Source organism: Limnofasciculus baicalensis BBK-W-15, from assembly GCF_024178385.1.
Taxonomy (GTDB): Bacteria; Cyanobacteriota; Cyanobacteriia; order Cyanobacteriales; family Coleofasciculaceae; genus Limnofasciculus; species Limnofasciculus baicalensis.
This window is the reverse complement of sequence record NZ_JAMZMM010000038.1, coordinates 1-26,055: the sequence shown is the minus strand read 5'-3', so window position 1 is coordinate 26,055 and position 26,055 is coordinate 1. Positions and strand designations below refer to the sequence as shown.

Genomic DNA, 26,055 nt, shown 5'->3' with positions numbered 1-26,055 from the left:
TAGGGTATCGAGGGCAAGCGGATGTTCGTCAGGGAGGGTGGGAGGGGGAATGGGGAGGAGGGAGGACAAGAGAGGCGAGGGAATCAATGGAGACGAGGGAGACAAGGGAGAGAAGGGAGACAAGGGAGACAAGGGAGACAAGGGGGAGAAGGGAGACAAGGGAGACAAGGGAGACAAGGGAGTGAAGCTATTTTTTTACTTCAGCCTTCAGCCTTCAGCCTTCATCCTTCATCCTTCAGCCTTCATCCTTCATCCTTCAGCCTTCAGCCTTCAGCCTTCATCCTTCATCCTTCATCCTTCATACTTCATCCTTTTTCTAAGAAAGTTGCATAATGAATTTTTCTGAAGAATCGCGATAGTTGATGTGAAAATTCTCCTAGTAGAAGATGACACGAGTCTTGCTGAAGTGCTTGCTGAAGCAATGGCTACACAACGTTACATAGTTGATACTGCTTCTGATGGCGAGTCTGGATGGAAACAAGCCATCAATTGTGACTACGATTTAGTTGTGCTTGATGTGATGCTACCTAAGCTTGATGGCATTGGTTTGTGCAAACGAGTGCGCACAAGTGGGCATCGGATGCCAATACTTATGGTTACCGCTCGCGATACTAGTACCGATAAAGTCATGGGTTTAGATGCTGGCGCTGATGACTATATGATTAAACCTGTGGATATACCAGAGTTTTTGGCGCGGATTCGTGCGCTGCTGCGGCGGGGGAATACCTCCGCACCGCAAATTCTCCAATGGGGCGATTTGTCTCTCAACCCAGCTACTTATGAAGTTAGATATAAGGATGAAAAGCTGCGTGTGACTCCAAAGGAATTTAGTCTTTTAGAACTTTTTATCCGTCACGGCAGGCAAATTATGAGTCGCGGTACTATTATTGAACATATTTGGTCTTTTGATAACTCACCGCGAGAGGAGACAATTAAGGTTCACATCAAGAGTTTGCGCCAAAAATTAAAATCTATCGGCGCACCTGATAATTTGATTGAAACTGTTCATGGTGTCGGTTATCGTCTTAAATCTTTGACGGGGAAGTAGGAGAGTTTTGAGTTTTGAGTTTTGAGTTTTGATTAAAAATCTACTCTCTACTCCCTCCTCTCTACTCCCTCCTCCCTACTCCCTACTCTCTACTCCCTACTCCCTACTCTCTACTCCCTACTCCCTTTTTCATTAAAATTTGTGCGATGCCAAAACAATCGATTTTGAATAAGCTCAACCTGACTCCCTACCTATTTTTACTTCCAGCTTTCACTATCTTAGGGTTAACTGTTTTTTTGCCTGCGCTGCAAGCATTTTATTTAAGTTTTACTGAATATGGATACGATATCAGTCAGCCACCTCAGTGGATTGGGTTGGATAATTTTAAACGTTTGTGGGGAGATAGGGTATTTTGGCAAACTTTGGGCAATACTTTGATTTATCTCGTCGGTGTCGTGCCAATATTAGTAATATTTCCTCTAGGATTAGCAATTTTGGTGAATCAGAAAATTAGGGGAATTAGTTGGTTTCGCGTTTCTTTTTATACACCAGTAGTTATTTCTATGGTGGTTGCTGGTATTGCTTGGAAGTGGCTTTATGCTGAGAATGGTTTGTTTAATCAGGTTTTGGCACTGTTGGGATTTAAGACAGGTATTCCCTGGTTAACTAGTCCGGATTGGGCTATTTTTAGCGTGATGGCGGTGACGGTTTGGAAGGGATTGGGTTATTATATGGTTATTTACTTAGCAGGGTTACAATCTATTCCTGCTGAACTTTATGAAGCGGCAGCTATTGATGGGTGTGATGGGTATTGGAAACATTGGGATATCACGCTGCCTTTGATGAAACCTTATGTAATGTTAGTGGCGGTAATTTCGGCTATTTCTGCGACTAAGGTTTTTGAAGAAGTCTATATTATGACTCAAGGTGGACCTCGCAATAGTTCTAAGACTATTGTTTATTATCTTTACGAGCAGGCGTTTCCTGAGTTGGAGAGAAGTTATGCTTGTACTATTGGATTGGTATTGTTTTTGGGGATTTTGGGTTTGTCGATTCTGAATTTGAAGTTATCTGGGGGAGGGGAGAGATTGGGGTAAGGTTGTTGGTTGTTGGTTGTTGGTTGTTGGTTGTTGGTTGTTGGTTGTTGGTTAATAGCTAATAGCTAATAGGTTTAAGTTCCCTCTAAAAATAGCCTCAGTCGCTCAAACCACCAATGTCACACCCCACAGCATTACTGTTGCCTCTCCTTGTTGTCGGGATTCCCCAAGGCAATAACTCCTCTAATGTCAGTCATGAAGTCATAATGTAATAATAGATCCTTTGAAAGGGTGGTGAAAAATGGCACTTAACAATAAAAGATGGAGCGGGAGCTTATCTGTTATAGCACTTGTTACTTTAGAATCTGCGATCGCATCCACCGCAAATCCATCCTTTGCTCAGATTATACCCGATAACACACTGGGAACAGAAGGTTCTATTGTCACGCCGAATCTTCAAATCCGAGGCTTACCAGGAGATTTAATTGAAGGTGGCGCTTTTCGCGGCAGTGCCCTCTTCCACAGTTTTGCCGAATTTAATGTTAATAATGGGCAACGAGTTTATTTTGCTAATCCTACGGGAATCGAAAATATTTTTAGCCGGGTAACTGGTAACAATCCTTCTGATATTTTAGGTACTTTGGGCGTAAATGGGGCAGCAAATCTCTATTTCCTCAATCCGAATGGGATTATTTTTGGCAATAATGCACGGTTAGATGTCGCAGGTTCATTTATCGCGACAGCGGCTAACAGCTTTTTATTTGAAAATGGGATTAAATTTAGTGCCACCAATCCCCAAGCGCCACCATTATTAGCCCTTAATGTTACCCCAGGATTACAATATGGGGCAGTTTCTTCTGGGACAACTATTTCTAATACGGGTAATTTAAACGTTGGCAAAGATTTAACCCTGGTAGCAGATAATCTAAATTTACAAGGGCAACTGCAAGCTGGCAGAAATTTGAGATTGAAAGCAGGGGATACAGTACAGATAAGAGACAGCATTACTAATCCTTTTATTGCCGCTGCTGGTAGTCAGCTTTTAATTGAAGGTAACAATAATATTGATATCTTTGCCTTAAATCATCCTAATAGCGGACTACTCTCTAATGGGGATATGATTTTGCGCAGTGGGAACACTGTTAAAGGTGATGCTCATTATAGTAGTGGTGGTAGTTTTAGGATTGAGCAATTAAATGGTAATTTAGGCAATTTGTCAAGTCCAAATGATCCAGTAATTCGGGCTACAGGTGATGTATTTTTGGGAGGTTATCAGGGAGCTTCCCTGCATATTTTTGCTGGGGGTAGCGTAACTATTCCAGGGGGTGTTTCAATCGGAATTCCCGATCCGATAAACGGAATTGTCGATAATGTTACTTTATCTGATGGGACTATTGTACAAATTAATGGGAACATTACACCAACCCTCGATATTAGAGCAGGGACAACTGCCGTGGGCATTCCTGAACTTACAGGTCCTTTTCCACCCAATATTTTACTTCCCCCCATACCCAATCCAATTGGCACGCCCACGAGTGCGGATATTACAATTGGCGGTATTATTAACCCAGGGGGAATGGTATTTTTAACCAATCAGTATCAGCCCAATCCATCCTTACCCGGTGGCACGATTACAGTCAATCAATCTCCTCTAGTACCTGGAATTGCGATCGCAACCATTAATCCACTTGGAGATGGCGGTAATATTATTATAGATTCCAGAGGTGCGATCGCGCTGAATGGCACAGTTAATTCTTCTTCATTTTCACAATTATCACCATTACCACCTGGAAATGGTGGCAATATTACCCTAATTGCCAACGGTGACATGACAACTGCTGACATCTATTCTCTAGGTGGATTAGGTGGTAAAATTAACTTCACCAGTAACGGGACAATATCTTTTGACAATCGCCTCATTTTTACTGGTAGCATCTCCCCCATTCCCGGTTTTTCGGGAGGTGATATTAATGTCAAAACTAGAAACCTATCCTTAAATAATGGCGCTCGATTATTAGTGGCGACATTGGGTGCAGCCAATGGAGGAAACTTAAATGTAACCGCTTCAGAAGCTATAACAGAAGAAGGCACTGATAATGGTTTAATCAACGACTTAGCCGCACTAGGAATTCCCCAAATTACTGCATTATTATCATCACTATCACCCACAGCACTAGAAGCAACTCAACGAATTCAGGCAAGTGGATTGTTAGCAATAACTGTCGGAACAGGTGATGGTGGTAACTTAAATATTGACACTCAGCGATTAAGTTTACAAGGAGGATCAGAGGCATCAGCTTACTCATATAGTCAAGGAAATGGCGGTAATGTTACAGTAAAAGCACCTGAGTCAGTATCATTAATCGGCACCACACCAGGAAATTCAATTGGTGGCTTATTTGCAATTACTTACGCCGGGGGAAATGGTGGGAATTTATCTATTGACACGGGGCGACTAATTGCACGGGATGGCTCATCAGCAAGTGCAGCTAATTTTGGTACAGGAAATGGCGGAGATGTAACGGTAAATGCCTCTGAATCTGTAGAAATAGACGGGATAGCACCTAGCGGACAATTTATTAGTAATGTCTCAGCAGTGACAGCCGGAATTATGGGTGATGCCGGAAATTTAACCCTGAATACGAGACGATTAACTATCAGAAATGGAGGAGGAATAGGAACAACAACTTTTGGTATAGGAAAGGGAGGAAATTTAACAATCAACGCTTCAGAATCAGTAGAAGTTAGCGGTGCAAATGCGATATCAATTAATTCTAGCGGGATAGTGACAGATACTTTTGGTCAAATGCCTGGTGCTGGTAATGCCGGAACTTTAAATATTAATACGCGACGGTTAGTAGCGAAAGATGGCGGCTATATATCTGCATCTACATTTGGCACTGGAGCAGGGGGAAGTTTATTTATAAATGCCTCTGAATCTGTCGAATTAAGTGGCTTTTCAATTAGGGCGTTTCCCAGTGGGTTATACGCCCAAGGATTTGGTGCGGGAAATGCTGGGGATTTGCAGGTGACAACGGGTGAATTGAAAGTTAGCGATCGCGCTAAGATTACAGTAGCCACCGGAGATGTAACTTCAGACTTGAATATACCCAGCGGCTTGATTGTTGCCGGGTTAATCCCGATTACCTTTGCCGAGCGTGCTACGGGAAATGCTGGTACGATGAAGATTACTGCTAATTCAATTCAACTGAATAACCAAGCCTCTCTCATCGCCAAAACTGTATCAGGTGAAGGCGGTAATATCACCTTAGTGGCACGAGATTTAATTCTGCTGTATCGCGATAGTGTAATTTCGGCGGAAGCCTTTAGTGGCAAAGGCAATGGTGGAAATATTATTATAGATCCACCTTTTGTCATTGGGTTGGGAAATAGCGATATTGTCGCTGATGCTTTTGGTGGGAATGGCGGTAATATTAACATTACTGCCGACAGTATTATTGGACTGAAATTTCGCCCACTCCGCACTCCTCTAAATGATATTACTGCTAGCTCTCAATTTGGATTGCAAGGTACTGTAGTAATCAATACTCCAGAAGTAGATCCAAGTCGTGGCTTAATAATATTACCAGACGAATTCGTCGATGTGCAAAGATTGGTAGATCCCACATGTAAAGCTGATGTAGCAGACAATCAAAGTCAATTTGTCGTTACTGGAAGAGGAGGTTTGCCACCGAAACCGAATGAAACATTGCGAGGTGAAGGAGTATTAGCTGATTGGGTATCGTTGGAATCAGAATTAGGTGATAGGGAGAGTAAGAATAATACTGCTATTTCAGTTAATAATTCTGCACCCAAACCAATTGTAGAAGCCCAAGGATGGGTAATCGATTCCGAGGGAAAAGTTGTACTGGTTGCCCAAGCCAATCATCTTACACCTCAAAACCCTAAATCAACCGCTTCATCCTGTCGTAATTAGCAGTCAGCACTGAGCTATCAGCTTTTTTGTTTTGCTTGCGCTGCGATAGACATCTCCAATAAAAAATCTGAAACCCTTACCCTGCCCAAGTGAAAACCTAATTTCCGGAGATGTCTATTGCAGTATTTGCATCCTTGCTGTGAACATGTTAACATGTGATGTAGAATTGTCAACATGTTCACGGAGGTCAGATGTGCGATTGTGAGAAACTGGAGAAAAAGGCTCAATGGAAAGCAAAACAGAAATGCCAGCTAAACGAAACGATCCCAACTACATTCAGATAGCTGGGGATGTCAAAAAAGAGATAGGACTTAGATTTAAAGCCGTATGTACCCTTCAGCAGGTAACGCTAGGAGAGGGGTTAGAGGAAGCTATCTTCCTTTGGTTAGAACAAAAGGCAAAAAGTGAGAAACAACAGGCTGTGGGTTAATGACTGATTTTTTAAGAGATCCTGAAAGGGAGATGGAAGAGTTAGGGCATCCAATCAATGAGCCTGTGCAAGCGCATAGTCTTAAGGAAGCCAAGAAAAAGTGTGAGAAATTGGCACAGGAGTACGAAAGAGAGCTTACAGAGGTTCGTACAGAGAGATATGCTTGGTTCCGTTGTTTCTTTCAGTGAGGGAAAAAATGAAAATTAGAGAGTCAGTTGGTCAAAGTATTTGGAATACTAAACAGGGTTGGTGTTGCCAACCGCTCGATCCTATTCCAGTAGGTGATATTGCCTTAGCAATTGAAGCTGATAGCCTTAGTCTTGTAGATTGGGACATTGAAGAGATTGGAGAAAAGGCAGGATTTGACATTCAGTATCGATACACAGGCACAAACGATCCTAAGAAGTCATCGTTAGCTTGCGTTACTCAATTTGTTGGTATTTATAGCGACAAATCAAAAATGTACCGAGATGTCGAAACTTTGACGAAAGCTGGTATCCCGCGTCATTTGTTTAAAATCCTCATCTCCAATGAGGATATTCAACTCAAGCCTTTTACAATGGAAACAGCCATCGCAAATAGTTAAAAAGTAGGAATAGGGAGGGCAGAAACCCGGTTTATTAAATAAACCGGGTTTCTCTAATGTCACAAATTAGGCAAAATCTGCCTGCTAGACAATTGGCTCTAAGCCCCTTGTTTAACTTAAGCCCCTTGTTTAACTTAAGCCCCTTGTTTAAATTAAGCCAATTGTTGAGAAAGGTACAAGTTATGAGTTATTATTTACTCGGCTGAGACTCTTAGGTATTACTATGTCTATTCAGGTAAAAATCTTTACCAAAAATTTACCATTTTAGTCAGGATCAAATAGCTGATGTAATTCGTTAGTTATTTATACCTAAATATCTTCAGCCCGGAGAGTATCAAAAGTCACCCTTTGTAATGGTGTCAGAAATAATGAAAAGGAAATGTTGGGGTAGTAGGTTAGGTGTAGCAACCGTTTTAGTCTGCGGTGGCGGGATTGCACTTACAGTAAATCCAGTTTTTGCCCAGATTACACCGGATGGCACACTGGGGACAGAAGGTTCTATTGTCACACCCAATACTCAAATCCGAGGATTTCCGGCGGATTTAATAGAAGGTGGCGCTTTTCGTGGTAGTGCCCTCTTCCACAGTTTTGCTGAATTTAATGTTAATAATGGGCAACGAATCTACTTTGCTAATCCTACAGGAATCGAAAATATCTTCAGTCGCGTTACAGGTAACAATCCCTCTGATATTTTAGGCACTTTGGGCGTAAATGGGGCAGCAAATCTCTATTTACTCAATCCAAATGGGATAATTTTTGGAAATAATGCCCAGTTAGATGTCGCAGGCTCCTTTGTCGCGACAACTGCGAATCGTTTGGTATTTAATAATGGCTGTGAATTTAGTGCAACCAATCCCCAAGCGCCACCACTTTTAGCGATTAATGTAACTCCAGGATTGCAATACGGCTCAGTTACTTCAGGAGTAACTATTGCCAATTCTGGTAATTTAACTGCGGGTAAAGATTTAACCCTGTTGGCAGATAATCTTAACTTACAAGGTGAATTAAATGCAGGCGGTAATTTAAACCTGCAAGGTGCAACAGTACAGATTCGCGATAGTGCGGTTAAACCTTTTATTGCTGCTGCTAGTGGTAATCTCCTGATTGAAGGAACCCGTAACATCGATATCTTTGCCTTAAATCATCCCAATAGCGGATTATTTTCTAATGGAAATCTGATTTTACGCAGTGGAAATACTGTGGGCGGTGATGCTCATTTTACCGCTGGTGGTAGTTTCATAATTGAACAATTGGATGGTAATTTAGGCAATTTGTTCAGTCCAAATGATCCGGTAATACGCGCTACTGGTGATGTAGTTTTTGGCGGCTACCAAGGAGCTTCACTCCATATTTTTGCTGGGGGTAGCGTCACTATTCCAGGGGGTGTTTTCATCGGAGCAGGAGATCCCTTCTTCCGAATTGTTGAAAATGTTACTTTATCTGATGGTACGCAAATAGCAATTAATGGGAAAACTACACCAACTCTAGATATCCGTGCAGGTACTAATGCTGTCGGTAATCCTGGAATTATCGGGATACCACCCCTAGGGAAGATCGATTCTTTACCACCCATCCCAACTCCTATTCCCACCAGTGCGAATATCACTATCGGCAACATTATTAATCAAGGTGGAATGGTATTTTTAACCAATCAATACAATCCAAACTTATCTTTACCAGGAGGAGGGATTAATGTAACGGGATCTATTATTACTGGCAACCCATCTGGTAATGGCGGTTCAGTTACTATCGACTCCAGAAACAATATTGCGCTAAACGATTTAGTAAATACTAGCTCCGGCAATTTGCTCCAAGGAAAAGGAGGCGATATCGCGCTAATTTCTAACAGCGATATAACGACATCAGAAATACTTTCTCTGGGAGGATTGGGGGGAAATATAAACCTCACTAGTCAGGGTAAAATATCAGTGAACGATCGCCTAATTAGCAGTATTAGCCTTACTCCCATAATAGGCACGAGGGGGGGCGATATTAATATTAAGGCTCGGTCACTTTTGTTAACAGATGGCGGACGGATCGTTAATTCTACGATAACTGCGGCAAATGGGGGAGATTTTAATGTAAATACTTCGGAGTCTATAGAAGCAACAGGAGAAACAAGCGGTCTTAATAATAGTGCATTATTGACTACATTCCCTCTAGCTACTAACTTGTTGACAAATAATCCAGGTAGCGGTTTATATGCCATAACCGGAGGAACTGGAAATTCCGGGAATATTACAATTGAAACGGGGAGATTAATCGCTCGAAATGGAGGGGAAATTACCACATTTACTTTCGGCAGTGGTAGTGGTGGAAATTTGCAGATTAATGCCAAAGAATCAGTAGAATTGATTGATACAGGAGTAAAAAATATTGGCGGATTATTTACTGAGAGTCGGGGTTTAGGAAATGCTGGAAACATCAAGATAGACACCGGAAGATTGATTATCCAGGGAGGACAGAATATATCCACAACTACCTTTGTCGGGGGACGAGGGGGGGATTTAACAGTCAACGCTTCTGAGTCTGTAGAGGCGATTGGAGTATCACCTAATGGTCAAAGTGCTAGTTTCTTAGCTGCTGCAACTTTGGGTTCCGGTAAAGCTGGAGATTTAGTAGTGAATACGAGGCGCTTAAGTCTCCGAGATGGAGGATTTCTTGCAGCAGTTACCTTGGGTAAGGGTGACGGAGGGAATTTAACAGTTAATGCCTCCGAGTCGGTGGAAGTGATTGGTAAATCACCGATTAATCTCATTCCCAGTGGCATAGCTATTGATACGTTTAATACCCTTAACAACCCAACGGGTAGTGGAAATGCTGGAAATTTGAGGATTAATACTAGGCGATTGCTGGTTAGAGATGGTGCATTGATATCAGCTTCCACTTTTAGTGACGGTAAGGGAGGAAATTTATTTGTCAACGCATCTGAGTCGATTGAATTGAGTGGAAAATCCGCTGAAGGATTTCCCAGTGGCTTGTATGCTCAGGGGTTTGGCAAGGGGAATGCTGGTAATTTGGAGGTAACAACTGGGGAATTAACTGTCCGAGATGGAGCTAAGATAACGGTAGCTACTGGCACAGCAAATAACGACTTGAGTATTTCCAATCCTACCTTGAGTATTGGGGCAGTGCAGGGATTAATTTTTCCCGCTCAAGCAACAGGAAATGCAGGTACAATGACGATTACCGCTAACTCAATTTTTCTAGATAAGCAGGGACAACTAATTGCTAAAACCATCTCCGGTGAGGGGGGCAATATTTCCCTAAATGCGCGAGATTTAATTCTGCTGCGTCGCGAAAGTTTAATTTCCGCTGAAGCTTTTGGCGGGAAAGGTGATGGTGGTAATATTATTATCGATCCACCCTTTGTTATTGGTTTGGAAAATAGCGATATTGTGGCTGATGCTTTTGGTGGCGATGGTGGTAATATTAACATTACTGCTCAAAGTATTATTGGACTAAAATTTCGTCCATTTCGCACTCCTCTAAATGATATTACAGCTAGTTCCCAATTTGGAGATCCAGGACCTGTGTTTACTAATACTCCAAAAGTCGATCCTAGTAGCGGATTAGTAGAGTTGCCAGACGAATTAGCGGATGTGCAAAGATTAGTAGATCCCACATGTAAAGCTGATATCGCAGAAAATCAAAGTCAATTTGTAGTGACAGGAAGAGGAGGTTTGCCGCCGAAACCGAATGAAACATTGCGAGGTGAAGGAATACTGACTGATTGGGTATCTCTTGACTCAGAAATAGGCGATCGCAAAAATAATCTTAATTCTACCCCGGTTCAGAGTTCTACACCAAAAAGAATTGTCGAAGCTCAGGGGTGGGTGGTTAATCGTGATGGTACGGTTATTCTGACAGCAGATGCCTCTAATCTGACACCTGACAATCCTCAGTTAAATCCTACTACTTGCCATTAGTGGGGAATCTAGCTACTTCAGGATTTACGCAAAGGATCTATATAGCAGATTGCAGGTTTATGAAGTACACCTCAGAAACCCGGTTTCTTTGAGAAACCGGGTTTCTCTGCACCTCACATATAGGAAAGTTAACCCAAATATTTGTTCGCTATTGCTTTATCCACCACCTCACAAATAAAAGCGCTATCTTATTGGTTAACTCAAACTAATATACGGTGGATGGTGCGTTAGGCAAAGCCTAACACACCCTACCGATAGAGGCTTTGCTTAAGTCCTGTAATTTATTCCTCCAGTAAATTCTTCTGAATTAGTTGAGTAATCATCGCGGTTCTAGAAGTAACACCCAGTTTAGCAAAAATACGCTTCAGATGAGTAGCAACAGTCCAAGGGCTAATATCGAGTTGATTCCCAATACATTTATTGGGTAAGCCTTGAGCCACTAGTTTTGCGATCGCTTTTTCACGGGAGCTTAAAGTAATGGGAGGATGGGATGTTTGGCGACACCGCACAATGTAGTAGTTTGTTCCATCCAAATCACCTTGCCAAATCACTTTACTTACAGTATCTTCAATCTGTGGTAGTGCCTGAGTACGGGCAAGCTGATCGATTTCATTGACAACAAGCCTCAACAATTCATCTAGGGGAATCATGGATTCTTAAGATTCTTTAAATGACACCAAAAAAACAAGTGTGTTATTTCCAACAAGATTGCAGCGGTTTTCACCGAAACTTCATGAAATCTTGATGAAGTCTTCACATAATCTTCATACAACTAGACTTGAAGACTTTTCGGAAAGTTCATTTGTTTCCTGTCAAATCCCCCACTTCTTCAAGGAGTCGGGGATTTGGTTATTTTTCTCTGTTGAAAGGAATAAAAAGTTACTCTAATTTTACATTTTACACCATTCCCTACCCTCACAAAAAAACTTTTTTACCTAAGTATATATACTGTCACTCATTTGAGGGACACTCATTTGAGCTACCCCATATAAGCGTCACTAGAAAAAGGGACTGGTAAGTCATTTTGGGTAGCGGTTATACCTAAAAAATAACTTCACAGAAACTTCATAGAAGGAGTTAGATCATGTGGGACGGAGAAAGTATACAACAAGAATTTGAGGACGAATTTGAGTCCGAATTCGAGAATGGATTGCAACATGAAGGCGATAGAGAATATGAAGGGGAAGAATTCCTAGGTGATGTCCTCAAAGGAGTAGGTGGCGCACTCGGTTTGTTTGAAGGGGAAGGCGAATACGAGTACGAATATGAAGACGAAAGCGAAGCTTTTTTCAAGAAACTAAAGGGAATTGCTAGTAAATTAGCACCTGTTCTCAAAAAAATAGCACCAATTGCCGCAAAAGCTGTAGGTACAGCAATTGGTGGTCCAGGAGTAGGACAAGCCCTTGGTTCCATTGCCGGACAATTCGCTCGTGAAGGAGAATTCGAGTATGAATTTGAGAGCGAATATGAATGCCAACCATCGTCCGTCGCACGGCTGCAAACATGAATCGGCAACTTCACCAAGGAATGCCAGTGACTCCACAAACTTCCTTGCAATCTCTCGCCAGACAAACGCAGGCTTTACTCAGCAGCCCTCAGCAATCTATTCAGGCGCTACAGCGTTCCCAAGGAGGGATTCAGCATCACCGCAACTTTGTAGTAAAGAACCGATTAGAAGATGAATTAGAACTGGAAATTGCCCTGCAAGAAATCGAACATATGGCTGGGAGTCGAAAATCAAATCCCAAGCCTAAGACTTGGCCGACCCCACCTCCCAAGATTAATGTAGGTGAAATTAAACCCGATACTCCATCAGGACGAAGCGCTGGTCATACAGAACTTAATAGCCGGGGAAATATGACAGATATTGAGCCTGGTGCGAGAAAAAAGGTGGAAACTGCAACTGGTCAATCTTTTAAAGATAAGCATGGTAATGCTGGTGGAGCTGACCTAATTCCTAAGTAACTAAAAGTTGTCCTAGAGAGTATTCGCACCTGTTGAAAATTAACCGATACTAAGGTGATGCGATCGCTTTTGATAACTCAATCGTCAACTTGCGATCGCTGACTTATTATCCAAAGGAGCGATGACTGCGCCTGCCAGAGGCATCGCAAAATATACAGCCGTTTTGACATATCTCTGCCGAAACTAACACAACTTCCACCTAACTCAAAGTGATCCCAAACAGAGTAGAAAGAACTAAATCCAAATCCCTAGGAACACCGTAGGTGTTAATATCTTTGTGAACAATTTTTTCTTGACGCTCAAACATACCAAATTTCCAAATATCTCCTGTTGTGACAGTGCCATATAGCCTTGGCACTGTTGAATCAGTCCATTGGTCGAGGGCAATCAATTCTACTGCCAACTGAGTAAATCCTCTAGCTAAATCAGCATTTTTTGCTTCAATCACTAATAAATTTTGTTGGGTAGGAATGAAATAATCAAAAGTGCCTTTGAGCCAATTACTTACTCGTACAGGATATTCAATTTTGAGCGGTACTTGAGAGAATTTACAAATCGTCTTGAGAATCGGAAAAATTAGTGCTTCACGTCTAGCTATCTCGGAAACAGGATCTACTAAAATGAGATTTTCTTCCAATTCTATTCTCAGTGGTTGTGGATCGATTGGCAACTTTTGTGGCAGTTGGAGCGAGCTACTCTTGAGGGTAACACCGAATTCAGCTAAGATATCGGCGCTATCGTAGGCTAATTCGGCATATTTACTGAAAGTGTAGCTCTCGGATGGATCGAGAATCCTGGCTTTGCTCATAATGATGACCGATTGCCAATGCTAACTGAATAAATGGTTTTAACCATAATTGTACTGAAAATATTTAAGAAGGCCGTTATTCTGTTATGTAACCTGCGATGTCGAAGGTAGGTGTTGGTGTAGTTTTTTGTAGAGAAGCGATCGCACAATCTAAAATCGGGCAAATACTAATTTCTGTTTCCATGCCCGATTCTATCCAACAAGAAGCACGCCAAATCCTTGACACCCTCGCTTTCACTCCTTTTGAGGAATGCCTTCCCCTCAGCCGTGAGTTTGCCAACTTCCCATCTCGCCCAGGACTTTATGCTATCAGACACCGCACAGATGGACTCCTTTACATCGGCAAAACCAAAAGCCTACGCGGTAGATTTAGTGGTGGACATAAAGCATTTCTTTGGGCGTGGCTGGACAAATACAACGATACAGATATTCGCATCGCCATTCACCCACTCTCGGCTTGGAGTAACCCTGCGCTACTATTAGAGCTAGAAGCCATCATCCTCAGAGCCACTGAGCCACCATATAACGTTCAAATACCACCGGAAAGTTAGATCGTGCAATCCACTACTCTCGAACAACTATCTCCTAGCGATGCCCAAGCCATTCTAGAACACCTTCCAGGGCGAATTCGTAAAGCTCTTATCGCCCGTGCTGCTGACATTGAATACCCAATTGAAACTGTTATTGAAATGGCAATTGCTAGCTTCCTCGATAGTGAAGCACTTGGTTTTGCTGATTGTAAACCAGGGCGCGGTAACTAAACTAAGGCAAAATAAACTCTCAATAAAAGCCATAGTAAAAAAAGTTAATAGCCATTCTTCAAAATCCCCAGAGAATTATGACTCAAACTCTCACCAACCAATACCTTTCTCCAGAAGCTATTCATCAATTTGTCAAATATTTGCCTGACTGGATAAAAACCGCACTTTTGGCAAAGTCAACTGAACTTGAATCCTCTGTTGAAGCTACAATTGAAATGGCTATTTCCAGCTTTCTAGATGAAGAATCCTTGAGCTTTGAGGATTGTCTCCTTGCTAAACGTCTGAAAGATTCTGCCTAACATTCTTTATTCTAAATCCAAATCTCCACTAGACCTAAATTCCCATAAACGGCGATTTTAGAGGCCGATCGTAGCAACAGACGATCGCCCCTTCCTTAAAGCCGATCGCGAATCTGCTTCAAAATCTGGACAACATCGTACAGATGATTCTGGCGCGATCGCAATGAGAAAGTATCAGAAATTCCATATTCTTTCTGACTACGTTGTTGCAGTTTAATAAAAGCAAATTGATGTCCGTTTGTCACCAAACCATAGACAGGTTTTTCTAAATTTGGACTTCCTACCATATATGTCAAGCACTGCGGTATTGCTGTTTCCATTCACTTTTGACTGTTGACTGTTGACTGTTGACTGTTGACTTTTGCTATAACTTGCAGCAGTTGCGATCGCACAATCTCAAATCGGGCAAATACTAATTTCTGTTTCCATGCCCGATTCTATCCAACCAGAAGCACGTCAAATCCTTGACACCCTTGCCTTCACTCCTTTCGAGGAATGCCTTCCCCTCAGCCGTGAGTTTGACACTATCCCGACTAGAGTAGGTTTATACGCTTTTCGGCATTCCTCCGAAGGTTTACTCTATAAATGTGGCTTCACCTGATGATTCAATGACTATTGCGATCGCACTTAACTCCAATTCCATCAACAACCTCGACATATCGCCAGCTCAAAGCGCGATCGCGAAACTCCTCCATGAGGGCGCGATCGCATCCCACGAGCAGCAGTTACGCTTTGAGATAGACTATCCTAGAGATCCCAGCGATCCACGGGAACTATCAGAAATACCAGAAATCAGGCTATGGTTTATTCGCCTCGATACTCGCTATCCCTGGTTACCCTTTCTCCTAGATTGGAAAGCTGGAGAATTAGCTCGTTACACTGCTATGTTAGTCCCCCATCAGTTTAACCGCACAGAAGGGATTAAATACAATCCAGAATCTCTAGAAATCTTTGTCATGGAAAAAGTCTTTATCCTCACAGATTGGCTGACTCAGCAAGGAATACCCAGCCAATCCCGAATTAAATCAATGGCTCAAATGTTAGGCTATGAATTAGATGATGCTTTCTTTGACTTTATCCGTTGAAATAGTTAGGGGCTAGAGGCTAGAGGCTGGGGGAAGAAGGTGCTAAAATTTTGGGTTTGCTGGCATGGAAAAGTTCCTAATCGGACTTACGCAGTTATGCTATCTGTAGGGTGCGTTATGTAACGCACCGGGAGCATCCCACTTTGGCAAAGATACTCGTTTTTTGACAAAGTTTTTACCCCCCCAGCCCCCCTTGTCAAAGGCAGGGCTGTTTCATTCTCATTAATTAGACCTCAATGTTTGGTAATAAATTGTTATCTATGATCGAGATTTGTCTCTATTATTCTATCAACTAATAGAGACAAATTAGTATTTATTAAGATTTTCTGCAAACAATCACTAAAAATTACCCTATCCCTTACAATACAGGGCTTGAGATCAATTATTATTCTAATTTTTTTATAAAATAACCCACTCTATTCCTGAAATCCTAGGGAAACTCCTTTGAGAGAATAAAAAGCTTGTACCATTGATTACCTAACCATCGTTGTCCTTCTGTAATTGACCAAAAACCTAAAATTCTGAATAAATTCAATGCTATTGTTTTGAGAGTTGAAAAATTTGTGGCTGCTTGAAAGTGATTAACTTGCTGATTATCCTCTCGAAATATTACATTTTTTACCCAATGTAATTGATTCTCAATTTGCCAATGTCCAATAATTTTCTCAGCAAATGTCTGAGCATCCGCTACTAAACTACTCACATAATATACTGTTTCTTGATAATCCTTGTGGTCAAAATTACCACTAACAAGACTAACCACATCGGATATCTTTAGTGGGATGCTCCCAAATAGTAGGAGTAGTTATGGTAGAATAAGAATCTTACCTTTTGTCTTATCGCAACCGCCACAGCGGTTAGGACATTCTCAGCTTAAATTTTAACAAGGGGCTGAGAGCCAATTGTCCTAACACGGGCGACTGCTATACTTAATTTGACTTATTTTCCCATTCCAGCAAGACACAGCTTGTATTTTAACTACTAAAACTAATAGTTTAGCATCCCTTTGTCCAGCAGAATACTGAACCTACTATCCGCGCCACACCTGCTTTAATACATCATCTGGTGAAATGTCAGCGATGCGACTTGTAGGAGATTGAATCCCAATACACCGCTCATTTTGAGGAAGGCGTTTTTCTGCCTTTGTCGGACCAAATAAACCAAAAGTGTAAGTACCAACAGCCACTGCTAACTGTAAAGGCGCACTATCAGTACAAAGGATTAAATTAGCACTAGCAATTATAGCGGCTAACTTACCAATATCTGGAGGTGAAATAACCTTAATATCCGGACAAGCTAACTTCATCGCACCGACTATTTCCCCATCATCTGGTCCTTGAAGGACTACAATCGGCATATCCGGTTGTTTGTGCTGAATATCTGCCACTATCCCTTCCCATTTCTGTACGGGATAAATTTTATCAATCCCTTTGGCTTGGGATACTTTACTCGAACCACCATGAATTAGAATATAACCGCTTTCTATCGTACCAAGTCGTCGTTGTTCCGTTTGCGCCCAGTCAATATCCGATTTGGGAACCCGAATTGAGAGATTTGGACAAGGGGAGTTAATCCCAAATCCTTGGAGCAGATCGTGATACATTTGGGCAGTATACTGCTCAGTTTTTAAGGGTACGGGATTAGAGAAAAACAACTTACCAGCACCATTCGCGTAACCCACACGAGTGGGAATCCCACCCATCCAGAGCAAAAAGCTGACTGACCAGCTACCTCCTAATGCTACAGCAGCATCGTATTCGCGATCGCGCAGAATCCCCAGCAAGTTACCAAAATCCGCTAAACCGTTACGGTCTTTGTAGTCAAAAGTTAAAACTTCATTAACTGACTTACAAACCCGATACGCCCCTTTAGCTCGCGGTTCCACAATAACATCAATTTCCGCATCGGGATAGTTCGCTTCCAGGTGAGCCAGGGTGGGGAAGAACAGAATTTGATCGCTAATTCCACCGGGAACAAGGGCTAGTATTCTCATCACAATTATTTTAGCTTAAATATCAGCTTAATTTTAATGGACTATATATCTAGTAGCATAATTAGGTACTACGGGTTACAGGTTAGGGACTAGGGGCTAGGGGCTAGTAGTAGGGTGGGCAATGTCCCGACAAGTCATATAATACAATTCCACAGAAGATTGTGGACATTGCCCACCCTACACCAGATTATTTTCTCTAATCTCTTACCTCTGGCCTCTAACCTCTAACCTTTCAACAGATAAATTTATACCAAATTCGATAGGAAGCGAAAAGCCAGATATGGTGCATTTATTAATTCCAGCAGCAGGGATGGGAAAGCGGATGGGGAGTAACCGCAATAAGCTACTCCTGACATTACTGGGTAAACCCTTACTCACTTGGACCCTTAACTCAGCAGAAGCCGCAGCCGAAATTACCTGGATTGGTATTATCGGACAACCAGCAGACCAATCCGATATTGAGAAGATTATCGCTCAAGCCGCCATGACCAAACCTGTAAAATTTATTATTGGTGGCACAACTCGACAAGAATCAGTCTATAACGGCTTACAGGCGTTACCCCCCGAAGCAAAAAAAGTATTAATTCACGATGGGGCGAGATGTTTAGCCACACCCCAACTACTAGATAGATGTGCCACTATCCTGCGAGACTGCCCAGGTTTGATTGCCGCAGTACCCGTTAAGGATACAATCAAAATTGTCAACGAAAAGAATATCGTACACGATACACCCGATCGCAGCCGACTCTGGGCTGCCCAAACACCCCAAGGATTCACAGTCCAGCTTTTAAAAGAATGCCACGAAAAAGGGCGAAAATTAGGTTGGGAAGTCACCGATGATGCCGCCTTATTTGAACGGTGTCAATTGCCTGTAACAATTGTACCTGGAGAGGAAACTAACTTGAAGGTTACCACACCAATAGATTTAGCGATCGCAGAATTCATTCTTCGGCAGCAGTCAGAATAAAGTTCTGTCCAATCCCAGAGCTAATTTAATAATTTATTAGTCTACACTTGCCCATTTTTTCTCTGAATCTTCTACTCAAATGATGGTGAATCTATGAACCTACCCAACTTCTTGATTATCGGGATACAAAAAGCTGGTACTACATCTATTTATACTTACTTAAAACGACATCCTCAAATTTACATGAGTCCCGTCAAGGAGACAGATTTTATGAGCATAGACTGGGACAAAGAAGATTCAGGTATGGATAAAAGTTACAATAATAGTAAAATTAATTCCTTTGAGAAGTATTGCCATCTTTTTGCAGATGTCACAGATGAAATTGCAATTGGAGAAGCTTCTCCTAACTATCTTTTTCATTATAAATCTTCTGCAGAAATGATCGAGCGTTATGTTCCCCATGCCAAACTCATTGCCGTTCTGCGCCATCCCGTGGAACGAGCCTATTCCGATTATCTAATGAATATCCGGGATGGAGTTCACCAGGGTAAACACACCAAATTTTCAGATCAGATTAAGTTTAGGGCGGATAAATCATTTGTTATCCGTAAAGGATTTTACTACGAGCCATTGAAGCATTATTTTGATAAATTTCCGCGAGATCAAATAAAAATATGCCTCTATGATGATTTGTGCAAAGATCCTGTAAAATTTATGCAGGATATCTATCGATTTATCGGAGTAGACGATAGTTTTATCCCTGATACTTCCAAAAAAGCCCAGGTAGGTAAGGTTCCCAAATCAAATTTAATCAATAACCTTTTAAATACCAAAAATCCGATCAGAAAATTAATCACCTCTGGACTGGTATATATATTCCCAGTTGAGGTGAGGCAGAAGATTCGTAGTAGTCTCATCCAAATAAACTTGAAAGATAAGACCGATGAGGCACTTTCACCAGAAGACCACCAGGAATTGATAAATCTTTACCGTGAAGATATCCTGAAAGTACAAGAGTTAATCCAGAGAGACTTATCTTCTTGGCTAAATTAGTTGACTTTTGACTCTTAATCTATTTAAAATAAAGGCTTTACATGGCTATTCTACAGCTCGAAAACGGCACAAAATACACAGAAGTTGACGATATTACACGAGAACTATCTCAACTCAACATTCAACTTAAATATTGGACAGTAGGAGACAATCCCCAAATCCATCAACTCCTAGCAAAAGATTCCCTCACCGAGCCAGAAAAAGAACAAATACTCCAATCCCTAGATAACTATTTTCTAGAACTTAAACAAACAGCAGGATATCAATCTCGCGACTTGATTGTACTCCATCCAGAAACTCCCAACCTAGACAATCTCCTCTCTAAATTTAATAGCTGTCACTATCATACAGACGACGAAGTGCGCTACATCATTGCAGGAGAAGGAGTATTTGGCTTTATTCTCCCCGATACTTCTCAAGCAGAATTAACAGTTGAAGCAGAAGAATTTATTAACGTCCCCGCCAATACCGAACATTGGTTTCACCTCACACCTGCAAAGCGAGTAAAAGTCGTTCGCTATTTTACAGGTACTGATGGTTGGGTTCCCGTTTATACAGGTAAAGATATTAAATTTGATCGTATATTAGGGTGCGTTACATAACGCACCCTACGGAATTTAGAGGTTGACGAAATTAGCAGCAGTCAGCGTTGTGGTATTAACACCAGTCAGCGTTGCCAAAATTTCACCAGTCACCAGGATCTGGTTACTGGTGAAACTCAGTTGCCCGAAGCTTAAACCACTATACAATCCGATCTTATCTTGACCCTTAGTGAAGTCGGTAATAGTATCACTGCCATCCCCACCTGTAAAGGCAAAGGTATCTTTACCATTGCCACCTGTGAGGGTATCACTGCCAATACCACCATAGAGGATATCGTCGCCATTGCCGCCGTAGAGAATATCGTTACCTGCGCCGCCATAGAGGATATCGTCGCCATTACCGCCGTAGAGGGTATCGTTACCCGCGCCGCCGGAGATGACATCGCTACCATTACCGCCGTCGATGTTGTCGTTACCGTTAGTGCCAACTAGGTTATCTGCTTTGTTAGTGCCTGTAATGCTGGCACCGACAGCGACAGTAACAGCAGCAGTACCAGTCAGGCTACCATCGCTGAGGGTGTAGTTAAAGCTGGCATTACCACTGAATCCAGTAGTTGGGGTAAAGACAATATAATCATCTGTGGTGTTGTTGGCAGTGCCGTTATTGTTAAGGACAGCAGTACCGTTGCTGAAACCACTAACAGCAGTGATGCTGCGGAAGGTGCTATCAACATCGGTATCATTAGCCAGTAGGGTACTAGTTTGGATGGTGACAGGAGTATTAAAGGCTGTGGCAGCGCTGTCGTTAACACCAACAGGGGCATCGTTTACTCCGGTAATAGTAACGGTGATATCTTGAGAGGCTGTACCATCAAGAGATTGGACAGTGAAGGTTTCATTCTTAGTTTGTCCTGCACCGAGATATTGAACTGCACTATTATCGACACTGTAGCTGTATGCCCCAGCATCGGTGATACTCAAATTACCGAGATTACCAGGAGTAGAAGTAACTGTGGTATTGAATTTGTTTTGATTGGTATCAACATCAGCAACAGTGAGAGTACCAGTGGCAGTTAAATTGGGACTAGTGGCATCTTCAGTTACTGCGGCTGTGGCTGTGCCAGAGATTGTGGCAGTATCGTTTACTCCGGTAATAGTAACGGTGATATTTTGAGAGGCTGTACCATCAAGAGATTGGACAGTGAAGGTTTCATTCTTAGTTTGTCCTGCACCGAGATATTGAACTGCACTATTATCGACACTGTAGCTGTATGCCCCAGCATCGGTGATACTCAAATTACCGAGATTACCAGGAGTAGAAGTAACTGTGGTATTGAATTTGTTTTGATTGGTATCAACATCAGCAACAGTGAGAGTACCAGTGGCAGTTAAATTGGGACTAGTGGCATCTTCAGTTACTGCGGCTGTGGCTGTGCCAGAGATTGTGGCAGTATCGTTTACTCCTGTGATATTAACGGTGAAGCCTTGAGAGGCACTTAAACTACCATCGCTGACAGTAAAGGTAAAACTATCAGTCGCATTAGTGGTTAAAGCATTAATAGCTGTGGCATTGGGATTATAGGTGTGGGGAAGACGGACAATGGTTTCAGAATAAAATTCCTCGCTTTCGGGAGGTACAACCACTGAATCGGCTATCAAGTAGTCCATATAACTGCCCCCGGTTGTCCCCGGAAATCCTAACCAAGTTACCTGAATGGGAGCAGGTTTGAGGGCAAATACTCCTTGGCGGTGGTCGGTGGTATAACCATCCAAATCCACTAAAATATCAATACCATCTTGGTAAATGGTTTCTGCTAGGGCTAAGTTGGACAAGTCGTGAACTTCCCGAAAATGTTCGATAGTATTTTGAATCTGTTGCCGATAGGGACTACCATCATTGATAGAAGTAGCATAACCATAGATTTCAAAACGGGTGCGATCGTGCCGCTCAAACATCCCCTCCATTAATTGTCCTGTGGGATGATGAGTGAAAGCAGCAGAAACATAACCGACCTTAATTTTGGTGTTACTGTGACGATGGGGATGGTGAAAATGGCGACCGAGACCTTCTTGTTCCACCCAATCTGATAGAGATTGAGCATGACTAACACAAATTTGCTGAAACTCTGCTAAGGATAAAGGCAGTACACAGGCAACAAAGGGATTGATAGGGGCAGGTTTCCCCCGTTCCAATTCATAAGCTGAGGCTTGGAGTAAGGTGAGGGTGACAGACTCCTCTGCGGACCAACGACAGATTTTTTTCAGCCCAAATACCCAATCACTGAGGATTTTCAACCTTGTGAAGTCCAAAGGCCAAGCTACTTGATAACAAGATACTGCCTCTTCCCAGCGCTCGAGGGAACGTAATACATTGCCTAAATTTAGCCAAGCTATTCCCAGTTGGGGTTCAAGCTGTACCGCCCGCCGCAAATGTGCTTCTGCTGTCTGATGCTGTTTCAGGCAACTGAGAAAGAAGCCATAATTGCTGTGATTATTGGCATGATTGGGCTGTAAAGCGAGGGCGCGACGAAAGGCTTCATCTGCTGCTGGATACTGAGAAGTGGAGGATAAAGCCATTGCTAAATTGGCATAAGCATCGGCAAATTCAGGATTCTGGGCAATAACTTGTTGATAAAGGGCGATCGCTAAGGTAAATTGATTATTTTGATGGGCTACTAAAGCCTGTTGCCAGAGATTCTGCGAGTTTTTGGGGATAATATTTTGAGGTTGGTTCACTGATTTTGTCATCAGTTTTCTGTCCCTTTCCCCAGTAAACTATCTCTATTGCCAATAGTAATTACCCGCCGAATTTCATCACTACGAAATCCAATCGCCATGGGTCGGCGAATTTGTGGTAATACTGCTATGTCGTACAATTCGTTCACTACCCCTTCAATGTTGAGGGAATGAACGATATCGCCGCTTTTTAGGTCTATAACCAACAACCCACACCTAGCAGTAGTATCTTTTTCTGCTAGTTTGTCATCTAGAGGTAAGCCACTCAGGGTTTTGGTATGGCGAGATTCGGAAATACCGACAATGGCAAAGTTGTTATGAAATGCCAGTCCTCTTTGATAGCCTGGACAAAAAGCTATAGCTTGAAATGTTCCTGTTTCTAAGTCTCCATAGCCAAATTCCCCTGTACCAGAATTGAGCAACCACAATTTGTCTTGATACCACCTGGGGGAGTGGGGCATCGATAGCCCTTCTAGAACTATTTCGTTACTGTCAATATCTATGACACAACCACCATTAACGCGCTTTTGTCGCCAGCCTTCATTAACATCAGACTGACTAATGGCGCTGACATATTTGGGTTTACCATCTTTTAAGCCCACGCCGTTAAGGTGACATCTATCTTCGGCTGCGAGTTTAGATATAAATGGTGGTTGCCAAACTGGTACAAAACTATGGGTTTCACTAATGGTGGCTAAACAGCTAAATAGAGTGTTAGCAAAGATGAGTTGTTGGTTGTCATCAACTACAATATCGTGAATATCTAAGTCCCCAGTAATGTACCCAACTTGCGGTAAATAAATGGCATCGTAGTCATTGTGGGTTTCTCCTGATGGGAGGGTATTTTCAAATCGCCACAGTTGGTAAAGGGTGCTGATATAGAGGCTGTTTCCCTTGGCATATAAGCCCATACACCTGTCTAGAGTCCGCTCGAATACTGATAATTTGCCATCGGGTTGCAAACCGATAAAAAACACTTTTCCCGCTTGGTAAGTGGTAAATGCGAGGCTGAGGTTTTGTTCGTACAGCCAGGGGACAAATTGCCGAGAGGCGGTGATTTCTAGTTTGGGCGCTGTTGTATTTGTTGGATTCACAGTGAAATCAGATTTGTTCCTCATTAGGCGATGGCAAGATTACCAGGCAAAAGTTAGGCGAAAACGTAATCATCTCAAAATTCCCATAGGGAAACTGAAGGATCGCCAATACTTCTTAGGAGCAGCAGTTAGCCAACCTCCTCCGCTGGGGAAAACGAGCGCACAGTCAGATATTAGTAGTTAGAATTTTTTTATCTTTTGATAAAAACTATTATTAGTATAAACATCGATCCCGAAATTAGGCAAGCTTTTTTTGATGAAGTTTTCGTGAATTTTTCGTGAATTTTTTGGTAAATATGGTTTTTCTGTCTCCGATTATATCCGATATTGACTAAATCCAAATTTTCAGAAATTATAAGTTTATATCTTTTCTTTCTGAATGATAAGTTTTTTTTATGCAAATAATATTCCCACCGATCCAGATCAAAACTGCTGAAAATATCGGATCTAATTTTTTATACAGAATCTATTGAAAAAAGCATCAGCCAAATGACGAAATTTATCTACGCCATTTGGCTGATATAATTGCGATCGCAAATCCTCAAGAGGCAGAGCATCGATATTCTCGTGTCCAGGTTGAACCTGGGCACGAGGGTTTGTCGGCTCTGCCTCCGGTTTATTGAAAGGCGTGCAAGATCTCAATATTACCAGAGCATAACGGACTAGCAACGCTATTAGTAGCGTTGCAACCTAAGTCCTCACCTAAAATCCCACTATACCTGAGTTCGGTGTGAGGAGTAGCCCCGCATTTAATTTGTCTGTTTTGAGAGAGGGGGAGCAGGGTTTTTTGGAGCAGGGGAGAGGGTTTGATGACTTTTTCCCTAACTTGAAAATATATAGTTTAAATGTGTAGCAGCTTAAAACCCAACTCAGGTTAAAAACATGCCCATAGAAATCGACTATCACTTCCCCCCCGGTATCAACGCCGAAAAACAAGCTAAAATTATCGCTATTGGACAAACTGCTGGCACATGGGATGCTAGATTTACCCACCGCGAGGAAGTATTAAAATCTCACCTCGCTGAGGTAGTTAAAGGAATTGCCCAACCCGACGGGAGCAGTTTAGTCACGATTCGTTTTCCCGAAATTAACGTGGAAAATGATATCGCCAGTCTCCTCACCATGATTTTTGGTAAATATTCTATGGCGGGTCCAGGAAAAATTATGGCGGTACGTCTGCCAGAATACTATGGCAGGTATCCTCAAGTTGGCATGAGTGGGATTCGAGAACGGCTAAATGTATTCGATCGTCCTTTAATTATGGCGATTTTTAAACCTGCTTTGGGACTATCTGCCGCAGATCATGCCACAATTTTACAAGAAGTTGCTGGTGCAGGGCTGGATATTATTAAAGATGATGAGATTATGGCGGATTTAGCTGTCGCCCCGACTCTCAAACGTCTGGAAGCTTGTCGTCGAGTTTTGGATCGGGTAAGGGAGGAAACTGGACGAAATGTACTATATGCTGTTAATGTTACTGGCTCTGCCGATCGGTTAATTGAAAAAGCTCGTACTTTAGTCCGCGAAGGGGCAAATGCACTATTGTTAAATGTCGTGACATCTCCTACACCAACCTGGGTACAGGTATGGTGTAGGCTTCCAAACCAGTCCGGCTATTGCTTAGGAGGCGTTTGGCTTTAAGAACGGAATGCCCTACCGCTCTATTTTTTATATTTATCGCCGCGTTATGATCGCGGTCAAGAGAAAAACCACAGTGAGGGCAGTTATGCCAACGAATATGCAGTTTTTTAGGTACTTTCTCACCGCAATTAGAACAATCTTGTGATGTATTATGGGCGCTTACTGGTATAACCAACAAACCAGCGTTTACGGCTTTGTTTGTCAGTATTGACAGGAAGCTTGACCACCCAGCGTCCAAGACAGATTTAGCCAATCTTGTACGAG

The 26,055-nt window shown here is 42.2% G+C and carries 25 protein-coding genes and 3 pseudogenes; 19 read left to right on the top strand and 9 right to left on the bottom strand.

Annotated features, from left to right (window positions below):
* The 8 genes from NJ959_RS06245 to NJ959_RS06210 all read left to right on the top strand — a co-directional run.
* Positions 1–346, top strand: a 346-nt coding sequence (locus NJ959_RS06245) for a hypothetical protein (protein ID WP_254010889.1), incomplete at its 5' end; no start/stop codon positions are given.
* 18 nt (positions 347–364) lie between these two features.
* The gene (locus NJ959_RS06240; protein ID WP_254010888.1) at positions 365–1,048 is read left to right on the top strand and encodes a response regulator transcription factor; all 684 of its coding nucleotides are present in this window, start codon (positions 365–367) and stop codon (positions 1,046–1,048) included.
* A 146-nt stretch (positions 1,049–1,194) separates the two neighbouring features.
* Positions 1,195–2,085 carry a carbohydrate ABC transporter permease gene (locus tag NJ959_RS06235; RefSeq protein ID WP_254010887.1) on the top strand — a complete coding sequence of 297 codons (891 nt, stop codon included), beginning with the start codon at positions 1,195–1,197 and terminating at the stop codon, positions 2,083–2,085.
* A gap of 241 nt (positions 2,086–2,326) precedes the next feature.
* A complete protein-coding gene (locus NJ959_RS06230) occupies positions 2,327–5,962 on the top strand; it encodes a two-partner secretion domain-containing protein (protein ID WP_254010886.1) in 3,636 nt (1,211 codons plus the stop codon).
* A gap of 226 nt (positions 5,963–6,188) precedes the next feature.
* Positions 6,189–6,392, top strand: a complete 204-nt coding sequence (locus NJ959_RS06225) for a hypothetical protein (protein ID WP_254010885.1) — start codon at positions 6,189–6,191, stop codon at positions 6,390–6,392.
* Positions 6,392–6,580 (top strand): hypothetical protein, encoded by a 189-nt coding sequence (locus NJ959_RS06220; protein WP_254010884.1) that lies wholly within the window; start codon positions 6,392–6,394, stop codon positions 6,578–6,580. Before NJ959_RS06225 ends, NJ959_RS06220 begins: the two co-directional genes overlap by 1 nt.
* Before the next feature lie 8 nt (positions 6,581–6,588).
* Positions 6,589–6,978: a hypothetical protein gene (locus NJ959_RS06215; protein ID WP_254010883.1), complete on the top strand. Its 390-nt coding sequence runs from the start codon at positions 6,589–6,591 to the stop codon at positions 6,976–6,978.
* A gap of 368 nt (positions 6,979–7,346) precedes the next feature.
* Positions 7,347–10,907, top strand: a complete 3,561-nt coding sequence (locus NJ959_RS06210; protein WP_254010882.1) for a two-partner secretion domain-containing protein — start codon at positions 7,347–7,349, stop codon at positions 10,905–10,907.
* Positions 10,908–11,188: 281 nt separating this feature from the next.
* Here NJ959_RS06210 and NJ959_RS06205 read toward each other — a convergent pair whose 3' ends face one another.
* On the bottom strand, positions 11,189–11,557 hold the full coding sequence (locus NJ959_RS06205) for a response regulator transcription factor (RefSeq protein WP_254010881.1): 369 nt from the start codon (positions 11,555–11,557) through the stop codon (positions 11,189–11,191).
* A gap of 434 nt (positions 11,558–11,991) precedes the next feature.
* Here NJ959_RS06205 and NJ959_RS06200 point away from each other — a divergent pair, with 434 nt between their 5' ends.
* On the top strand, positions 11,992–12,414 hold the full coding sequence (locus NJ959_RS06200) for a hypothetical protein (protein WP_254010880.1): 423 nt from the start codon (positions 11,992–11,994) through the stop codon (positions 12,412–12,414).
* Positions 12,378–12,872, top strand: a complete 495-nt coding sequence (locus NJ959_RS06195) for a hypothetical protein (protein WP_254010879.1) — start codon at positions 12,378–12,380, stop codon at positions 12,870–12,872. The genes NJ959_RS06200 and NJ959_RS06195 overlap by 37 nt, the downstream gene beginning before the upstream one ends.
* A 199-nt stretch (positions 12,873–13,071) precedes the next feature.
* On the opposite strand, the gene NJ959_RS06190 is transcribed toward NJ959_RS06195, so the two are convergent.
* Entirely contained in the window at positions 13,072–13,680 is a 609-nt protein-coding gene (locus NJ959_RS06190; RefSeq protein ID WP_254010878.1) for a hypothetical protein, read from the bottom strand.
* 182 nt (positions 13,681–13,862) lie between these two features.
* Here NJ959_RS06190 and NJ959_RS06185 point away from each other — a divergent pair, with 182 nt between their 5' ends.
* From NJ959_RS06185 to NJ959_RS06175, 3 genes are all read left to right on the top strand, one after another.
* Complete coding sequence (locus NJ959_RS06185) at positions 13,863–14,231, top strand: GIY-YIG nuclease family protein (protein ID WP_373693610.1); 369 nt, start codon at positions 13,863–13,865, stop codon at positions 14,229–14,231.
* 3 nt (positions 14,232–14,234) lie between these two features.
* Complete coding sequence (locus NJ959_RS06180) at positions 14,235–14,441, top strand: hypothetical protein (protein WP_254010876.1); 207 nt, start codon at positions 14,235–14,237, stop codon at positions 14,439–14,441.
* A 77-nt stretch (positions 14,442–14,518) separates the two neighbouring features.
* Positions 14,519–14,740: a hypothetical protein gene (locus tag NJ959_RS06175; RefSeq protein WP_254010875.1), complete on the top strand. Its 222-nt coding sequence runs from the start codon at positions 14,519–14,521 to the stop codon at positions 14,738–14,740.
* A gap of 95 nt (positions 14,741–14,835) precedes the next feature.
* Here the strand turns inward: NJ959_RS06175 and NJ959_RS06170 are convergent, their stop codons facing one another.
* The gene (locus NJ959_RS06170) at positions 14,836–15,060 is read right to left on the bottom strand and encodes a hypothetical protein (RefSeq protein ID WP_254010874.1); all 225 of its coding nucleotides are present in this window, start codon (positions 15,058–15,060) and stop codon (positions 14,836–14,838) included.
* A 107-nt stretch (positions 15,061–15,167) separates the two neighbouring features.
* Here NJ959_RS06170 and NJ959_RS06165 point away from each other — a divergent pair.
* Positions 15,168–15,323 (top strand): annotated as a pseudogene (locus NJ959_RS06165) (GIY-YIG nuclease family protein); the annotation flags it as partial.
* Positions 15,324–15,348: 25 nt separating this feature from the next.
* A complete protein-coding gene (locus NJ959_RS06160) occupies positions 15,349–15,825 on the top strand; it encodes a CRR6 family NdhI maturation factor (RefSeq protein WP_254010892.1) in 477 nt (158 codons plus the stop codon).
* A 430-nt stretch (positions 15,826–16,255) separates the two neighbouring features.
* On the opposite strand, the pseudogene NJ959_RS06155 reads toward NJ959_RS06160, so the two are convergent.
* Together NJ959_RS06155 and NJ959_RS06150 are read right to left on the bottom strand one after the other, a co-directional pair.
* A pseudogene (locus tag NJ959_RS06155) lies at positions 16,256–16,555 on the bottom strand (ISAs1 family transposase); the annotation flags it as partial.
* Positions 16,556–16,855: 300 nt separating this feature from the next.
* Positions 16,856–17,818 (bottom strand): glycosyltransferase family 9 protein, encoded by a 963-nt coding sequence (locus tag NJ959_RS06150; protein WP_254010891.1) that lies wholly within the window; start codon positions 17,816–17,818, stop codon positions 16,856–16,858.
* Positions 17,819–18,101: 283 nt separating this feature from the next.
* Between NJ959_RS06150 and ispD the strand changes: the two genes are divergently transcribed.
* The 3 genes from ispD (at position 18,102) to NJ959_RS06135 (ending at position 20,380) form a co-directional block, all read left to right on the top strand.
* On the top strand, positions 18,102–18,785 hold the full coding sequence (gene ispD / locus NJ959_RS06145; protein WP_254010890.1) for a 2-C-methyl-D-erythritol 4-phosphate cytidylyltransferase: 684 nt from the start codon (positions 18,102–18,104) through the stop codon (positions 18,783–18,785).
* Positions 18,786–18,878: 93 nt separating this feature from the next.
* Entirely contained in the window at positions 18,879–19,778 is a 900-nt protein-coding gene (locus NJ959_RS06140; RefSeq protein WP_254010872.1) for a sulfotransferase family protein, read from the top strand.
* Positions 19,779–19,819: 41 nt separating this feature from the next.
* Positions 19,820–20,380 (top strand): 1,2-dihydroxy-3-keto-5-methylthiopentene dioxygenase, encoded by a 561-nt coding sequence (locus NJ959_RS06135; RefSeq protein WP_254010871.1) that lies wholly within the window; start codon positions 19,820–19,822, stop codon positions 20,378–20,380.
* Between the two features lie 15 nt (positions 20,381–20,395).
* Here NJ959_RS06135 and NJ959_RS06130 read toward each other — a convergent pair whose 3' ends face one another.
* The 3 genes from NJ959_RS06130 to NJ959_RS06120 all read right to left on the bottom strand — a co-directional run bounded on the left by NJ959_RS06130 (position 20,396) and on the right by NJ959_RS06120 (position 24,792).
* A complete protein-coding gene (locus NJ959_RS06130) occupies positions 20,396–23,068 on the bottom strand; it encodes a VCBS domain-containing protein (protein ID WP_254010870.1) in 2,673 nt (890 codons plus the stop codon).
* Positions 23,068–24,174 (bottom strand): TIGR03032 family protein, encoded by a 1,107-nt coding sequence (locus NJ959_RS06125; protein WP_256528818.1) that lies wholly within the window; start codon positions 24,172–24,174, stop codon positions 23,068–23,070. The genes NJ959_RS06130 and NJ959_RS06125 overlap by 1 nt, the downstream gene beginning before the upstream one ends.
* A gap of 423 nt (positions 24,175–24,597) precedes the next feature.
* A complete protein-coding gene (locus NJ959_RS06120; RefSeq protein ID WP_254010868.1) occupies positions 24,598–24,792 on the bottom strand; it encodes a mitochondrial distribution and morphology protein in 195 nt (64 codons plus the stop codon).
* A 240-nt stretch (positions 24,793–25,032) separates the two neighbouring features.
* Between NJ959_RS06120 and NJ959_RS06115 the strand changes: the two are divergent.
* A pseudogene (locus NJ959_RS06115) lies at positions 25,033–25,710 on the top strand (RuBisCO large subunit C-terminal-like domain-containing protein); the annotation flags it as partial.
* Between the two features lie 4 nt (positions 25,711–25,714).
* Here NJ959_RS06115 and NJ959_RS06110 read toward each other — a convergent pair.
* Positions 25,715–26,055: RNA-guided endonuclease InsQ/TnpB family protein (locus NJ959_RS06110; protein WP_254010867.1), on the bottom strand; the 341-nt coding region annotated here is incomplete at its 5' end.

Bases quoted from the DNA above. Each gene is read 5' to 3' on its own strand.
- NJ959_RS06230 (WP_254010886.1), top strand. From the start codon at position 2,327: ATGGCACTTAACAATAAAAGATGGAGCGGGAGCTTATCTGTTATAGCA.
- NJ959_RS06185 (WP_373693610.1), top strand. From the start codon at position 13,863: ATGCCCGATTCTATCCAACAAGAAGCACGCCAAATCCTTGACACCCTC.
- NJ959_RS06175 (WP_254010875.1), top strand. From the start codon at position 14,519: ATGACTCAAACTCTCACCAACCAATACCTTTCTCCAGAAGCTATTCAT.
- NJ959_RS06135 (WP_254010871.1), top strand. From the start codon at position 19,820: ATGGCTATTCTACAGCTCGAAAACGGCACAAAATACACAGAAGTTGAC.
- NJ959_RS06140 (WP_254010872.1), top strand. From the start codon at position 18,879: ATGAACCTACCCAACTTCTTGATTATCGGGATACAAAAAGCTGGTACT.
- NJ959_RS06190 (WP_254010878.1), bottom strand. From the start codon at position 13,680: ATGAGCAAAGCCAGGATTCTCGATCCATCCGAGAGCTACACTTTCAGT.
- NJ959_RS06235 (WP_254010887.1), top strand. From the start codon at position 1,195: ATGCCAAAACAATCGATTTTGAATAAGCTCAACCTGACTCCCTACCTA.
- NJ959_RS06195 (WP_254010879.1), top strand. From the start codon at position 12,378: ATGCCAACCATCGTCCGTCGCACGGCTGCAAACATGAATCGGCAACTT.
- NJ959_RS06220 (WP_254010884.1), top strand. From the start codon at position 6,392: ATGACTGATTTTTTAAGAGATCCTGAAAGGGAGATGGAAGAGTTAGGG.
- NJ959_RS06215 (WP_254010883.1), top strand. From the start codon at position 6,589: ATGAAAATTAGAGAGTCAGTTGGTCAAAGTATTTGGAATACTAAACAG.
- NJ959_RS06170 (WP_254010874.1), bottom strand. From the start codon at position 15,060: ATGGAAACAGCAATACCGCAGTGCTTGACATATATGGTAGGAAGTCCA.
- NJ959_RS06210 (WP_254010882.1), top strand. From the start codon at position 7,347: ATGAAAAGGAAATGTTGGGGTAGTAGGTTAGGTGTAGCAACCGTTTTA.
- NJ959_RS06205 (WP_254010881.1), bottom strand. From the start codon at position 11,557: ATGATTCCCCTAGATGAATTGTTGAGGCTTGTTGTCAATGAAATCGAT.
- NJ959_RS06200 (WP_254010880.1), top strand. From the start codon at position 11,992: ATGTGGGACGGAGAAAGTATACAACAAGAATTTGAGGACGAATTTGAG.
- NJ959_RS06150 (WP_254010891.1), bottom strand. From the start codon at position 17,818: ATGAGAATACTAGCCCTTGTTCCCGGTGGAATTAGCGATCAAATTCTG.
- NJ959_RS06125 (WP_256528818.1), bottom strand. From the start codon at position 24,174: ATGAGGAACAAATCTGATTTCACTGTGAATCCAACAAATACAACAGCG.
- NJ959_RS06130 (WP_254010870.1), bottom strand. From the start codon at position 23,068: ATGACAAAATCAGTGAACCAACCTCAAAATATTATCCCCAAAAACTCG.
- NJ959_RS06225 (WP_254010885.1), top strand. From the start codon at position 6,189: ATGGAAAGCAAAACAGAAATGCCAGCTAAACGAAACGATCCCAACTAC.
- NJ959_RS06160 (WP_254010892.1), top strand. From the start codon at position 15,349: ATGACTATTGCGATCGCACTTAACTCCAATTCCATCAACAACCTCGAC.